The sequence below is a fragment of the Acinetobacter tibetensis genome, assembly GCF_023824315.1.
Classification (GTDB): domain Bacteria; phylum Pseudomonadota; class Gammaproteobacteria; order Pseudomonadales; family Moraxellaceae; genus Acinetobacter; species Acinetobacter tibetensis.
Window position 1 is genome coordinate 2,205,859 of record NZ_CP098732.1, and the last position, 15,632, is coordinate 2,221,490.

12 protein-coding genes are annotated in these 15,632 nt (G+C 40.6%); 3 read left to right on the forward strand and 9 right to left on the reverse strand.

Features of this window, described 5'->3' with window-relative positions:
- Window positions 1-6: 6 nt before the first annotated feature.
- Window positions 7-3,930, reverse strand: a complete 3,924-nt coding sequence (hrpA, locus tag M5E07_RS10810) for an ATP-dependent RNA helicase HrpA (RefSeq protein WP_252223789.1) — start codon at window positions 3,928-3,930, stop codon at window positions 7-9.
- A 503-nt stretch (window positions 3,931-4,433) separates the two neighbouring features.
- Here hrpA and ahpC point away from each other — a divergent pair.
- Window positions 4,434-4,997, forward strand: a complete 564-nt coding sequence (gene ahpC, locus M5E07_RS10815; RefSeq protein ID WP_116761693.1) for an alkyl hydroperoxide reductase subunit C — start codon at window positions 4,434-4,436, stop codon at window positions 4,995-4,997.
- A 198-nt stretch (window positions 4,998-5,195) separates the two neighbouring features.
- Window positions 5,196-5,402, forward strand: coding sequence for a KTSC domain-containing protein (locus M5E07_RS10820; protein ID WP_016167443.1), 207 nt, complete (start codon window positions 5,196-5,198; stop codon window positions 5,400-5,402).
- Window positions 5,403-5,461: 59 nt separating this feature from the next.
- Here M5E07_RS10820 and M5E07_RS10825 read toward each other — a convergent pair whose 3' ends face one another.
- The 4 genes from M5E07_RS10825 to M5E07_RS10840 all read right to left on the reverse strand — a co-directional run bounded on the left by M5E07_RS10825 (window position 5,462) and on the right by M5E07_RS10840 (window position 8,700).
- A complete protein-coding gene (locus M5E07_RS10825) occupies window positions 5,462-6,064 on the reverse strand; it encodes an O-methyltransferase (RefSeq protein ID WP_252219191.1) in 603 nt (200 codons plus the stop codon).
- Window positions 6,065-6,125: 61 nt separating this feature from the next.
- Window positions 6,126-6,347 (reverse strand): DUF1653 domain-containing protein, encoded by a 222-nt coding sequence (locus M5E07_RS10830; RefSeq protein WP_131263751.1) that lies wholly within the window; start codon window positions 6,345-6,347, stop codon window positions 6,126-6,128.
- Window positions 6,348-6,523: 176 nt separating this feature from the next.
- Complete coding sequence (locus M5E07_RS10835) at window positions 6,524-7,618, reverse strand: fatty acid desaturase family protein (protein WP_116761701.1); 1,095 nt, start codon at window positions 7,616-7,618, stop codon at window positions 6,524-6,526.
- A gap of 14 nt (window positions 7,619-7,632) precedes the next feature.
- Window positions 7,633-8,700 (reverse strand): ferredoxin reductase, encoded by a 1,068-nt coding sequence (locus tag M5E07_RS10840; RefSeq protein ID WP_252219194.1) that lies wholly within the window; start codon window positions 8,698-8,700, stop codon window positions 7,633-7,635.
- 138 nt (window positions 8,701-8,838) lie between these two features.
- On the opposite strand from M5E07_RS10840, the gene fabR reads away from it, so the two are divergent.
- Window positions 8,839-9,534, forward strand: a complete 696-nt coding sequence (fabR, locus tag M5E07_RS10845) for an HTH-type transcriptional repressor FabR (RefSeq protein WP_116761705.1) — start codon at window positions 8,839-8,841, stop codon at window positions 9,532-9,534.
- Between the two features lie 76 nt (window positions 9,535-9,610).
- Here the strand turns inward: fabR and rapA are convergent, their stop codons facing one another.
- The 4 genes from rapA to hemL form a co-directional block, all read right to left on the reverse strand.
- Window positions 9,611-12,448 (reverse strand): RNA polymerase-associated protein RapA, encoded by a 2,838-nt coding sequence (gene rapA, locus M5E07_RS10850; protein ID WP_252219196.1) that lies wholly within the window; start codon window positions 12,446-12,448, stop codon window positions 9,611-9,613.
- Between the two features lie 144 nt (window positions 12,449-12,592).
- On the reverse strand, window positions 12,593-13,234 hold the full coding sequence (locus tag M5E07_RS10855; RefSeq protein WP_116761709.1) for an RluA family pseudouridine synthase: 642 nt from the start codon (window positions 13,232-13,234) through the stop codon (window positions 12,593-12,595).
- A 612-nt stretch (window positions 13,235-13,846) separates the two neighbouring features.
- On the reverse strand, window positions 13,847-14,266 hold the full coding sequence (locus M5E07_RS10860; RefSeq protein WP_252219198.1) for a GlcG/HbpS family heme-binding protein: 420 nt from the start codon (window positions 14,264-14,266) through the stop codon (window positions 13,847-13,849).
- Window positions 14,267-14,330: 64 nt separating this feature from the next.
- Window positions 14,331-15,632: a glutamate-1-semialdehyde 2,1-aminomutase gene (hemL, locus tag M5E07_RS10865; RefSeq protein WP_044739405.1), complete on the reverse strand. Its 1,302-nt coding sequence runs from the start codon at window positions 15,630-15,632 to the stop codon at window positions 14,331-14,333.

The following is a 15,632-nucleotide window of genomic DNA, read 5'->3' on the forward strand; positions in this document are numbered from 1 at the left end:
TCAATTTTAACCGATACTAAGACGTTCCCATAGCTTTTGTAGCCGTGTCGCAGAAATAGGCATCTTGGTTTTCATCGGTTGAGAAAACAGCGAAATACGCAACTCTTCGATCATGAAATACAATTCTTTCAAACGAACGTCATTTTTATATTGAAATAATTTATCCATCCACGGATCAATCTGCCCAATGGCAGCAACATCTCGCTGTAGATTATTGGGCAAACGATCCAAACGCAATAGCAAAGCGGCTAAATAACGTGGATACTCAGTCCACACATCTACAGGTTTGCTATAGACAAAATTCGCCAACTGCATTAGGTCTAACTGATCTTCAATATCATCCATACTACGGCCAAAAATATCAGCATCTAGCATTAATAATTTCTGACGTATGTTCTGCCACTGAATAAAAATATCACTCATTATTTTTAACGCCTGTTGACCATGCGTTAAAAAGTTTTGCTTAACCGTTAAGAGTAATTGCTGAAATTCAGCTTGATTAATTGGCAGATCAGTAATCGCCAATTGCAGCGTTGCATAGACCAGCATCTGTTCTAACTGTGCTTTGTCCCCCAATGGCGAATATGCCAATGCCATCGGCTTGGAAATTTGCTTTTTCAATTGACGAACCAAATCCCCCAATTGTAAATGCATCAGATGAATAATCCCCTCACGATGCTGCTTAATCGCTTCATTCTGATCATTAAAGGTCTGTATCACAACGCCTGAATTATCTTTAGCATCTAAATTTGCAAAAACTTTAACAGGAACCAGTGCTTGATATTGTTTGACCACAACCCCTGTGACTTTATGCGAAGCTTCAAACACAAAATCTTCTGGGAAAGTTTGGAATTGTCCTTTGGCTTGCTTGACGGGGCTATGGGTTTCAGTACGGCAGCGTGCTTTTAATTCAGCTAAATTACGCCCCTTCTCAATCACACGCCCTTTTTCATCAATTACTTTAATAAAAGGCAGCAAATATTGATCTATTCTTTCAAAAGAAAAATCTTTTTCGGTAATCTGCTCGCCACGGAGTTGAAATGCCAAGAAGCTAAATAAATGCTCACGTAGGTGTACCGCATCTATACGCTGCATTAATTTTTTTGCAGTATCAGGAATCGGGACTAAATTACGACGTTTATCTTTTGGCAACGCTTTTAATAAGGCTTCAATTAAGTCCTGTCGCCAACCTGGAATTCCCCAAGACCAAATGTTTTCATCCACTTGTGGTAAAGCCTGCACAGGTATTTTAACCGTAGCCCCATCTTCATCATGGCTTGGATCAAAACGATAACTCGCGGCTAAACGCAACTCACCATTATGCAAATAATCGGGGAACTGTTGTGTGGTTGGACGATCATTCAGCCACAATGAATCATCTTCTACATACAAGAAACGAGGTTGTGTGGGCTCAATGGTGGCACGCCAATCTTCAAAACTACGACGACTGGCAATTTCAACAGGTACTTTTGCTGCATAGAACTGATAAATCGTTTCTTCATCTACGACCAAATCACGTCGACGCAATTTGTCTTCGACCCGCTCTACCTCTTCCAATTTTAATAAATTATGTTTTAAAAATGGCGGAAGTATGCCCAGATTACCTGTCGTCAAAGCATCTCTAAGAAAAATTTCATGCGCCGCAAGATGATCAACCTTTTCATAATTGATCATTCGTTTTGGCTCAATAATCAAACCAAACAATGAAATCTGCGCATAAGCATTCACAATGCCCGCTTTCTTCGACCAATGCGGTTCAAAATAATGGTATTTCAATAAATCACGAGCAGCCAAAAGAATCCATTCAGGTTCAATTTTGGCTAAGGTACGCAAATAAACCTGTGAGGTTTCCACCATTTCAAACGCCATAATCCACGGCGTATTGCTCTTATGTAAAGTTGAAGCCGGAAATACACGTGCTTTCTGTTGGCGGACTGCCATAAAGACATTACGTTCATCGGTTTTATTGGCAATAAACGACAATAAACCTGTTAATAAAGCACGATGTAAGTTTTCATAACTGGCTTTTTTATCATTAAAGGAAAGGTTTAAGCCTTTGGCCAGATCCAACAATTGTTCATGCGTTTTCTTCCACTCACGTAGGCGCAACCAACTTAAAAAATGTTGATGTGCGAAAGTACGACGCTTGTTCTCACTCATGGACTCAGCAGGATCATGTATCGCTTCCCACAACTTCAAATAAAACAGGAAGTCTGAATCGGCTTCACGGAACAAGGCATGTTTTTGATCTGCCTGCATTTGCTTATCCGCAGGGCGCTCACGAGGATCTTGTACCGCCAAAGCCGCCACAATAATCAACACTTCATTTAAAACGCCAAAATGGGCACCGCCTATAATCATACGGGCTAGTCGTGGATCAATTGGCATTTTTGCCATCATCTGCCCGACTTTGGTCAATGAATCTCCCCCAACCCCTCTTTTAGAAAGAGGGGCATTTTCAAGCCCTCCTTTATCCAAAGAGGACTTAGAAGGATTTTTCTCAGTCATTGCACCCAGTTCAACCAAGAGTTTACGACCATCATTCACAAGCCTGTGATCTGGCGGTTCAATAAAATCGAAGGCTTCGAGCGAACCTAAACTCAGACTTTGCATTTGCAAAATAACAGAAGCCAAATTGGTACGTTTAATTTCAGGTTCAGTAAATTCAGGACGACTTAAAAAATCTTCTTCACTGTATAAACGAATACACACACCCGGTGCGATACGTCCACAACGCCCTTTACGTTGATTAGCTGCTGCTTGAGAAATTGCTTCAATGGGTAAACGTTGCACACGTGAACGATAGTTATAGCGTGAAATACGGGCAAAACCACTATCAATCACATAGTGAATATTCGGTACAGTCAAAGCGGTTTCGGCAACGTTGGTCGCAATAATAATGCGTCGACCACCACCTGAAGAATTAAAAATCTTTTGTTGATCTGCCAAAGCCAACCGCGCATAAAGCGGTAAAATTTCAGTATGACGTGGACCATATTTCTGCAAGGTTTCTTGTAATTCTCGAATTTCCTGCTCGGTACTGGCAAAAATTAGAATATCAGCATGTTCAGGATGACCTTTTTCCTGTGCATCTTGAAAACATTCTTCTACCGCTTGTACTACCGCACGTGGCAGATTCTCTTCAAAATCATCAAATTCATCATCATCACTCCCACCGATGCTTAACTCGGAAATTGGACGATAACGTACTTCAACGGGAAAACTTCGGCCTTCCACTTCAAAAATGGGCGCGCCATGAAAATATTGGCTAAAGCGTTGTACATCTAAAGTTGCGGAAGTCACAATGACTTTTAAATCAGGGCGTTTTGGCAATAATTGCTTCAAATAACCCATAATAAAATCAATATTCAACGAGCGTTCATGCGCTTCATCAATAATGATCGTATCGTATTTACTTAAATAACGGTCATGAGAAAGCTCCGCCAGCAAAATACCATCTGTCATTAAGCGCACAATCGAGTCTTGCGAACCCTGTTCATTAAAACGAACTTTGAAGCTGATGGATTCTCCGAGTTTTTCGCCCACTTCTTCAGCAATACGCTGTGAAACGCTACGTGCGGCCAAACGACGTGGCTGAGTATGGCCAATCATGCCTGTTAAGCCACGCCCTGCTAACATGGCAATTTGGGGTAACTGTGTGGTTTTACCAGAACCTGTTTCACCTGCCACAATAATGACTTGGTGCTGCTGAATCGCAGCCATCAATTGTTCAGCCGACTGCGTAACAGGCAGGTCTTGATTCAGTTTAATTTGAGGCAGACGGGCAAAACGCGCACGCACTTTAAGATTGGACTGTTCAAACAGTTCCTGATATTGCTGTGGATCACCATCTTTGCTACGGCGTAGTCGATTTAAACGATGACGGTCGCGGGCCATAACCCATTGATCGATATTTAAATGACTTTGCACAGATGAGTTATCCCAGTAAAAATTTGAATCGTCCATTTTACGCCTTAAGCTGCCATAGAGAAAGCATCTTCAACGTGATCGCCAATCTGGGCATGAAATATGGTTATATTTCACTCCATTTAATCATTTCATGGCTAAAATTAAAGGCTTAATACTAAAGCAGAGTAAAAGCGTCTTACGCATTTTCGTACTTGAATTTGTCAGAAAAATAGACAACTACACCAACATAAAATATCTTTTTTCAATTTTAGCCTTGAAATTCAAGCCAGATGGCTGCATGTTGAATAACGATCTAAATACGACAATTTGATTGTGACGTATTGTCATTTTTTCATCATCAAATTCATTTGTAATAAATGGTGATGCTATTGATTGAAATGGTGTTTAAATTACTCATTCGGTTTTTCCGATGCTTGTGATGTAAAAATACTGTTTCAGCAATAATTAAAAATTCGATATTCTACTTCCAAATTCAAAAACTAACCTCAATCATGGAGACAATGATGAGCTTAATTAATACCGAAGTTAAACCATTTAAAGCACAAGCTTACTTGAACGGTCAGTTCATTGAAGTTACAGAAGCTGATCTTAAAGGCAAATGGTCTGTAGTTTTCTTCTATCCAGCAGACTTCACTTTTGTATGCCCAACTGAGCTTGGTGACCTTGCTGACAACTACGCTGAATTCAAAAAATTAGGCGTTGAAATCTATGCAGTTTCTACTGACACGCATTTCACACACAAAGCTTGGCACGATTCTTCTGCTGAAATTAAGAAAATTGAATACCCAATGGTTGGCGACCCAACTTGGACGCTTGCTAAAAACTTCGAAGTATTAATCGAAGCTGCTGGTCTTGCTGACCGTGGTACTTTTGTGATCGACCCAGAAGGCAAAATCCAAATCGTTGAAATCAACGCTGGTGGTATTGGCCGTGACGCTCAAGAACTTCTTCGTAAAGTTAAAGCAGCTCAATACGTTCACGCTCACCCAGGTGAAGTATGCCCAGCTAAATGGAAAGAAGGCGATGCAACTCTTGCTCCGTCTATCGACCTAGTAGGTAAAATCTAATTTTCTAAATTAGATTGAATCAAAAAAACCACGCCTTAAGCGTGGTTTTTTTACAATTAAATTTCATGTAACTTTATTTAGAAAATATTTGAAGTCCCTGTAATTTCTGCTATACATTGAAGTAAGCCTTTTGTTTTATTTACGTTGAATTAAACAGAAAGGCCCATTGAGTTTATTCACAAATTCAAGGAGGTATGTATGGGAATAATGCTTGCCGTGACTTCTTGGAAATACAATGCGACTTCAAGATACTTAAAAATTTTTTATAATAATGGTTCTGGAGAACTCTACCATCCTGTACCCCAATTTGTTTACGCCAATATGCTACGTTGTAGTGATAAAGCCGCTTTTGTACATAAATATCTAGAATACGACTTGCACTTCACACGCATTACCATCCAATAAATAACAATAAAAAAAATCAGGGTAAGCCCTGATTTTTCATACGAAGTCTGCGTATGCGCTTAAACATCATAATCTTTAGCGGTAATCACCAATAAACCCGCACCTAAAGACAAAGTCGATAACAAATAATTGCCCTCTTCTTTTACCAAATGGGTAAATGCTTTCACTTCTTCTGCATGTGAAATGACATTATCAACAATCAACACTCCGCCTTGTTTAGACAATAACCGTTTTAAATCTGACCAATAGTCCACATAGGCATCACGTTCTGCATCAAGTAGAATCAAATCATATTTTTCGGTACATTCTGCTAAATAATCTTTGGCATCTCCCACCCAAAACTGGATTAATGAGTCCAAGCCAAATTCTTGCGCAAACTGCTGTGCCTGCTGACTGCGCGTAGCATCAATTTCTAAGGTGGTGAGCTGTCCTTGCGTGACTTGTAAGGCATCTGCCAGCCACAAGGTGGAATAACCTGTCGATGTTCCAATTTCTAAAACTTTCTTCGATTTCTGGATCCGAATTTGCATCGCTAAAAACTGGGCAGAATCTGGTTCAATATTGCGGTAACGCTGTAATCGATCTTTTTGAGTGTCATCATGCTTTTTAAAAGAAACATATAAATCATTTATTCTTGCTTTAAATTGTTGGCTCAAACTCATCGAGACATTCCATTTTTAAATTGGCTATACGTTAAATTTCATTATTTATTTCATGTTCTATTCATATAGCAGTTTTTTGTATCAAATTAAAGCGAGGAACCGTTTTCCCATCGTCTAAAGTGACTTGCTCGGTAAACATACTTAAAGGACGCACCCATAAAGAATAATCGCCATATAAACATTGATAGACCACCAACTTTTCTTCAGTTTCACTATGTGTTGCGACAGAAAACACCTGATACAACTGACCTTTATAGTGCTGATAAATACCACGTTCTAACATCGCTGGACTCTACAATAATCTGTGATGTCTCATGCTAAATCATTCAATCTGATTTGGAAATTCAATCTATTGAAGATATTGTATTTTTATTCTGATCTAATCCAAAACTATCCAGTAAAAAACTGGACTTGAGGAGACATAAAAAAACCACTTCCGAAGAAGTGGTTTTTATTCAATTATTTCTTGAATGGAAATGCATATTTCACGATACGTTTAATCACACTGCCGTATTGTTTTACCAAACTGGCATTATTGTAATTCAAACCATATTTCTCGCACACTGCTTGTACTTTAGGCGCCATTTTACGGTAACGACGCGCAGGTACATCAGGGTACAAGTGATGCTCAATTTGATGACTTAAATGTCCTGTTAAGATATGGAATGCTTCTGAACCCGTTAAGTTTGAAGAACCACGAATTTGACGCATATACCAGTGACCACGGCTTTCATTTTGCAAAACTGTTTTCGGGAACACTTCTACGTCTTTAGTAAAATGACCACAGAAAATCACACTAAAAGTCCAGATATTACGAATCCCGTTTGCCACAAGGTTCCCTGTAAATACAGGCAATGCTGCTGGACCTGCAATCAATGGAAAGAATACATAATCCTTGAACAATTGCTTGCCAATTTTGCGTTGTAACGGCTTCCACTCTTCTTTCAGTTCTTGTTTAGATTTACGTCCAAACCAAACTTTACCAATTTCAAGATTCTGAATGGCGACGCCCCATTGGAACAACAAACAAAATGGAATGCTATACAAAGGCTGTAATAAAAAGCCTGGTTTCCAACGTTGTTCTGGGAATAAACGTAATAAACCATAACCAATATCATCATCCATACCTTTAATGTTGGTATAAGTATGATGTTTATAATTATGGGTTTGACGCCAGTTGTCAGCGGTTCCAACAATGTCCCACTCGTAATTTTGACCACTAAATTTAGGATCATTCATCCAGTCATATTGACCGTGCATGACATTGTGCCCTAATTCCATATTTTCCATGATTTTGGCAAAGCCCAATAAGCCTGTACCCAAAATCCATGCTGGCGGGAACCAACCTGCAAATAAGCAGGCACGACCAGCAATTGAAGCATACTGTACCGTTGAATAAACACGGCGGATATATTTGGCATCTTTTTCGCCAATATCATCCAAGACTTCTTGTTTAATCGCGTCTAATTCACGCGCCAATTCATCTAACTCAAATTGAGTAAGTTCACGATTTTTTGGGTTCTTAAAATATTGTGCTTTTACAGGCATATTCATGATATTGAACTCTCTTATAAATCAATCACAAGATCTGTTTTGGCAGAACTTACACACAGTTTTAATGGATTACTTGGCTCGCTATTCTGTTGACCATTCAACATGTCTTGGGTTGAGCCTTGTACTTTATTACATACACATTTATGACAAACACCCATACGGCAACCATAGGTTGGTTTGACATTGGCGTGTTCCAATCCCACCAAAATGGATTGTCCGCGTGGAATTGCAACCACTTTGTTGGATTTGCTTAAAGTCACATTCACAAAGCCCGTATCATCATTTGCTACAGGCGTCATGCTAAAGGCTTCGCTTTGGAACAGTTGCGCTTGAGCAAAAAGCTGCTCCGCTTGCTGTACAAAACCTGAAGGACCACAGGCATAGACGATTGACTGATCAATATCTGTCAATGCATCCACCTGAGCTACATTTAAGCGTGCATCTGCATTTTCTTCTTGGGTATAAAACACGTGATAAGAAAATTGCGGATATTGCTTCGCCCATTGTTCAAAATACGATTTGAATGCGAAATCTGCATAATGTTTTACCCAATACATCACATGTACTTTACGCTCACGTAGTTGCTCTAACTGCGTTAAAGCAGTCAATAAACTGTACATTGGGGTAATACCACTACCTGCGGCCAACAAAATCAAGGGTTGATTTTGTGCAGGCAACAACATATCGCCATAAGGTTGGCCAAATTCAAGTACATCACCGACTTGAGCTTGGTTGATCAACCAGTTACTGACTTTGCCTTGCTCCACTTTTTTAACCGTAAGCAATACATGCTGGGCATCAATTTGAGTCAAACTATACGTCCGCTCATAACGTGCACCTTTCACATCCACCATCACAGGATGATGCTGACCCGCTTGACCCATTTTGAAATGACGGTTGACTGCTATCGTCAAACTGACCATCTCTTCAGCAGTATTGTCCTTTTGAACAATCTTGCCGAGGGCTTGGCCAACCGACCAAAGGGGATTGAGTTTTTGTAACCAGAAATTCAACGAGTGCTGATCAACAACACTGTCGACTAAAAAATTAAGGGGAGAATTTGATTTTTTTAGCATGAACATCTTCAAGACCACGCAATTGACTTTTAATTATTATACACGTGTATATATATTTGTATATATATTCGTATTTTTTTATTCATTTCCCATCACAAGCAGTAAAGGCTATAATGCAAAAAAGCATTTAATCTATTGAAAAATATGAACCAGCCTTCGATCAAAACAAAACACGATACTACGACTCATGACCTTAGTACGGCACATGAACCCGTTGTGGTACGTTCTGTCGGTCGTAAAGCTACCATTACGAAAGATGAATTATTCCAAGCAGCACTCAAACTGATTGGACCACAGAAAAGTATTGCCTCTTTAAGTCTACGTGAAGTTGCGCGTGAAGCAGGTATTGCACCTAATAGTTTTTATCGACATTTCAAAGATATAGATGAGCTTGCCATTGAACTGATAGACCGTTCAGGGAACGTATTACGCCAAATTCTGCATGAAGCACGTTTACAAGCGATCAAGCAAAGCAGCATTATTCGTAGTTCAGTTGAAGTGTTTATTGAGCAGTTAAATACCGATGAAGGCAATTTAAGCCTGCTATTACGTGAAGGTTATACAGGCTCTGCCTCGTATAAACTTGCAGTAGATCGACAGCTCAATTATTTCCAGCAAGAACTGAAAGATGACCTGATTCGTCTAGAACGTCTCAATCACAGCAAAATGGCACACCCTGACTTAGCAGCCAAAGCCATTACCCAACTGGTGTTTAACATGGGAGCCAAAGTCATTGATTTACCGAATGAAGAACGTAAAGCAATGGCAGAGCAAACTATGATTATGATTCGTATGATTTTGGAAGGTGCGCGTCATTTGGATGAATCACAAATTCATTAAATACATCAGCAGTTAAAATTCCCAATAAAAAAGCACCCTCAGGTGCTTTTTTATTGGCTAAATCGAAAGTTAAACCTTAAGGTTTAACCACAACCAATACTTGAATGGCATCTGGAGTTACAGATAAACCCTCCAATAAAGCAATGCCTTCTTTTTGCAATTTTTGCAAGCGTGTAATTTCGTCTTCACGGATACTTGGATTAAATTGCTTCAAGTAGCTTAAACGGTCAATTTCATATTGCCATTTTCCACCATAAATTTCTTTGGCTTGCTGCTTCATTTCTGGCAAAGCAGTTTTGGCAATATTCAAAGCTTGTTGATAACGTTCTTCAATCACATCACGACGCGCTTTCACCACCTGACGGCAACTATTACTGTCTAAATGATGTAAATACGGCTTAAGAATGCTTGGTTCAATCTTCATCGATAGATCTTGCCCAGTTTCACTGAGTAATACGCGAATCAATTGCTGTGGCAAGCTTGAAGGTAAGTTCAATGCTTTCGGTGCAATAACATCGACCTTGAACCAAACCTCTAACAGAATTGAACCTTGTTTTAATGCATTCGACTTTAAAATCGCGACATTGGTGCTACCAAAGGCCTGCGTATTGATCATTTCCATAACACTTTCAGTGAATGGATGCTCTAAAGTCAAATATTGTGCATCTTCACGGACTTGAGCTTGATCGCGATAGAACGTCGCAGTCATTCCGTCTTCGTCCAAGGTTAAGCCCTGAACTTGCATTTGATCTGTCGGTTTAATAATGACTGTACCATTGCTTTGCTCATCAAAATCAATGTTGGTTGAAGCCATAAAACGCTTCATAAACATTGGCAAAGTGGTGTTGTCATCATAATCTTCAAGTGCTTGTACAATTTCTTGCGCCACAATCGGACGGCATGAATTGTATTCAAGTAAGCGGTCACGCCCTGCTTGTAATTCCGTTTCTAATGCTTCACGTTGTACGCTGACTTCTTCAAGCAAATCTTCAAACTGTTGGCCCATATCGGTCAGCAAACAGTCTTTTAAATGAACAATAAAGTTTTCTTGTAGCGTTTGTGCCGTCGGTGAAATATTACTAAAAATATTCAGCGCTTCGTTATACCAACGGAACATACGCTCTTGTGCAGTACCTTCTAGATACGGCACATGAATCTGAATACGGTTTTCTTGACCAATACGGTCTAAACGACCAATACGCTGTTCCAACACGTCTGGGTTGGCAGGCAAGTCAAATAAAACCAAGTCCGAAGCAAACTGGAAGTTACGGCCTTCTGAACCAATTTCAGAACAGAGTAAAATCTGCGCACCATAAGAATCTTCAGCAAAATATGCCGCAGCTTGGTCACGCTCAAGCAAGCTCATGCCTTCATGGAACATGGCGGTACGAATGCCTGCATGTAAACGCAACGCATTTTCCAAAGCTTCTACCACAGGACCGCTACGCGCAATCAACAACACTTTTTTGTGTTTTAACTGGGTACGTAGCATTTCCATGAGCCAACCCACACGTGGGTCGAATTCCATCCACGAACCATCAAGCTGTGCTTCTTCAGGCCACATTTGCTCACGCAATTTGCCATCTTTCGACCAGTTTTCTGGTGCAGGTAATGGTGCAGGCTGACAGTCACGACCTGGGAAGCCTTGAATCGCTTCACGGGTATTACGGAATAAAATACGACCTGTACCATGACGGTCAAGTAGTTCATGAATCGCACGGAAACGTTGTTCTGGTTCATCCGTAATACGGTGACCCAATAACTGTTCAATTGCCGTTAAATGACTGTCTTCTAGCGGTAAATCAGACATCAGCACTTCTGCAATTTTTGCAGTATGTTGATACTTTTCCTCTTCATCCAAGAAGCGCTCTAATGAGCTAAAACGTTGCGGATCAAGCAAACGTAAACGAGCAAAGTGGCTTTCAACACCCAGTTGCTCTGGTGTTGCCGTTAACAATAATACGCCTGGTGTTTGCTCAGCCAACTCTTCGACCAGATCATAACGATCATTGCCACCGTCTTCCTCATTCCACATTAAGTGATGAGCTTCGTCCACAACCAACAGATCAAAACCAGCTTCCAACGCCTGTTCGCGCAAGTCGTCATGGTCAATCATCAAGTCAACGCTGGCAATAATACATTGCTCAGTCAAGAATGGATTGAGTTCAGGGTCGTGTTCTTTAATAGACGCGGTACGGGCCAAATCAAAAATAGAGAATGCCAGATTGAAACGACGGCGCATTTCAATCATCCACTGATACTGTAAAGAATCAGGAACTAAAATCAGAATACGTTCAGAACGGCCTGTTTTTAGTTGTTGATGGATAATTAAACCCGCTTCAATGGTTTTCCCCAGACCTACTTCATCTGCCAGTAAAACACGCGGTGCAAAACGCTTGCCTACTTCGTGTGCAATATAAAGTTGATGCGGAATTAAACCGACGCGCGCACCGACCAAGCCTCGTAATGGGCTACTTTGCATATTGGCTTGCATGAGCAATGCTTCAATACGTAGGTCATACCATTCTTTATAGTCAATTTGGCTTGCCAGTAAACGATCTAAAGGCTTAGATAATTGAATTTGAGCGCCAATACGGGTTTCATTCAAGGTTTTACGTTCTTGCGTACCATCTTCTAAGCTACGCACGACAGCGTAACGTACCACACCATGATGATGCTCCAATGACTCGACCAGCCATTGCGTTCCTTCCTGATCATGCACTTCATCATTCGTATTAAATACGATACGAGATAAAGGGGCATTGTTTCGGGCATATACTCGCGTTTCGTCGCTTTTTGGGAATAAGATGCTAATCGATCGTTCATCAACGTCAATTAATACCCCTAAGCCAAGCTCTGTTTCTGTGTCAGATAACCAACGTTGACCAATAGCAAACTGCTGCAATTTTTCCACCTTTATCTCAAATGTAGACCAAGAAATAATTGCTCAAAAGAGAATATTATTTGAACAAAGTTTCATGGCTTTAAGCAATATATTTTGACATAAAGCTCACTAAAAAAGTGGGCTTATTCGAATCTGAAGCGTATTTTTTTCGCCTTAAAACGGTACCGGGCAGTAGAATTCAACTAACTGCTCTGTTTTAGGATGTAGAAAGCTTAAACGCTCTGCATGTAGGCACAAGCGATCCAATAACAGTTGCTCTGGCGTGGCATACAACGTATCACCTACAATAGGATGTCCCAAATATTGCATGTGTACACGGAGCTGATGCGAACGCCCTGTAATCGGTGTTAGTTCTACACGAGTCACAGGCTGACCTTGCATTTCAAAATGTTCGGTCGCCTTCCAATGAGTTAGGGCTGGCTTGTTGTGACTTGGGTCAGCAATATGCAACGGAGGACGTGATGGATCATACACCACAGGTACATCCACAGTTCCCTCACCTTGCAAGTGTCCAGCCACCACGGCTTGATAAATTTTTGACGTTTGGCGTTCTTGAAACTGACGTGAAATTCGGTTTTGTCCGAATTTAGAAAGAGCAAAGACCAAAATACCCGAGGTATCTCGATCTAAACGATGAATCAGCAAGGTTCTCGGCTCTTCTTGGAGCAACCGATTAATCACACAGTCTTGTAAGTCAGCCGTTTTTCCTGGCACTGTAAGAATCCCCGCGGGTTTATGGATTACCATAAAATCCTCGTCACGGTGGATCAGATGTTCATTCAGAAATTGACTCAAGAGATATTCCAAGCTGACTGTGCAAACAAGCGGGCAATAATAAGAAGCTCCCTTATAAATTACAATGCAAAAATCGACAAAAGTCAGCGTTTTTTACGATTTTATCCAAAAAAGTTCGATTTCACTCACATTCAGAATTATGAGTCCTGCACTGAATCATTTTTTGACAGTTATACTTTTCTTCACAACTTGATGATGAATATGGACATGATTGGCGCGACATAATTTACCTAAACGCATCACTATCATAAAATCAACAGCATAGGCTTTTAAAGCCTGCACCAAATCTCATGCAAATGATTCCCCACCCAACACTGCATCGATAGTATCACTCTCAATGCAAATTTACGTACTCATTCAATCAGTCGGTTCTAAAGGTTTCATCTCCAATAGTTTCAACCCAGTATATTCACTATAAATCCCAAATAGGAGTATCGAGTGCTTGAGCGTTGTGAATTGAATGCTAAATCTTTAACCCCAATTGACTTAATAACCTAATCGAGAGTTCTTAGCTAGAGTAAACCTATGATCAGTTAACTTTTAGATAAAACTCAGCATTGATTACGCTTGAGAAAATTCACGCCAAATCATTTGAAGTATGAAATAAAAATCTTAACCCTGAACCTGTACCAGAAATTTTTGAATGGCATATTGAGCAATTTCTGCATCCTGAAATGATTTAACACCTGAAATTCCTATCGCCCCGATGAGTTCCCCTTGATATAAAATGGGTTCACCCCCCTCAAGCATTCCCGAAAGACTTTCAACGGTCAGGAATCCGTCTTGTCCATTACGAATTAAATCTTCAAATAACTTAGTCGGACGTTTACTGATGGCCGAACATTGCGCTTTTTCATGACACAATCGCGCAGTCATTGGAGATGCTCCATCCATACGCTTCATACTCAACAAACAGCCTGTTTCATCAACGATCGCGATACTCACTGCAAAGCCATGTTGTAAAGCATACGCATAGGCTGCATTTAAGATCAATTCAGCATCAGCCAACTCTAAACAATATTTGGTTTTCATCAATTTTCCTTACATAAAAAAGCCTGCAACATGGTCACAGGCTTTTTTGAACAATCACTGCGTCTTATGCTTTCATTTCAGCAAAGGTTTCTTTTGCAGCTTGAATGGTAAATGCAATATCTTCATCACTATGTGCACTTGAAATGAAGCCTGCTTCAAATGCCGATGGCGCCAAGTTCACGCCACGGTCTAACATCCCATGGAAGAATTTACGGAATGCAGCTACATCACATTTCAGCATTGAATCGAAACTGGTGATGTCTTCTTGATCGGTAAAGTAAAGACCAAACATGGCACCCGCTTGTTGGGTTTTGAAAGGGATACCAGCAGCATCCGCTTCTTGCTGTAATCCCGCCAAAAGCTTTTCTAATTGAGCTGTTAAGTTTTCATAGAAACCAGGTTGGCGTAAATGTTTGAACATTTCAATGCCTGCACGCATTGCGAGTGGATTACCCGACAATGTACCCGCTTGGTACACTTTACCTAAAGGTGCAATGCATTGCATGACTTCACGTTTACCGCCAAAAGCACCTACTGGTAAACCTGCACCAATAATTTTACCTAAAGTGGTTAAATCTGGAGTTACGCCATAATGTGCCTGTGCCCCACCGAGTCCAACACGGAAACCCGTCATTACTTCATCAATAATGAACACCGAACCATGTTCATCACAGACTTCACGGATGGCTTGCAAGAAACCTTCGACAGGTTTTACCAAGTTCATGTTGCCCGCTACAGGCTCTACAATCACACCCGCAATTTCAGCACCAAATTTGGCAAAACACTCTTTTAAGGTTGCAATGTCGTTATACGGCAAAGTTAAGGTATGTTTGGCAAAATCGGCAGGTACGCCCGCAGAAGTTGCCTCCCCTTCACCTGTCGTCAATAAGCCTGAGCCCGCTTTAACCAATAATGAATCTGAATGACCGTGGTAACAGCCTTCAAATTTCACAATTTTGTCGCGTCCTGTATAACCACGTGCCAAACGAATCGCTGTCATGGTTGCTTCAGTACCTGAATTGGTCATACGCACCATTTCAATCGATGGCATAATTTCACAAATCACATCGGCCAAAGTGGTTTCATGTACTGTTGGTGCACCAAAACTCAAACCATCCACCGCAGCCTCTTGAACCGCTTTAATAATGGCTGGATGTGCATGTCCAAGAATCATTGGCCCCCAAGAACCAACATAATCCACATAGCGCTTACCATCCACATCAAACAAATAAGCCCCTTGCGCTTTTTCAATAAAGATGGGTGTACCGCCCACACTATTAAATGCACGTACAGGCGAATTCACACCACCTGGAATATGTTTACTGGCTTGTTTAAATAGTTGTTCTTGCTTTGGAGATAAACTCAT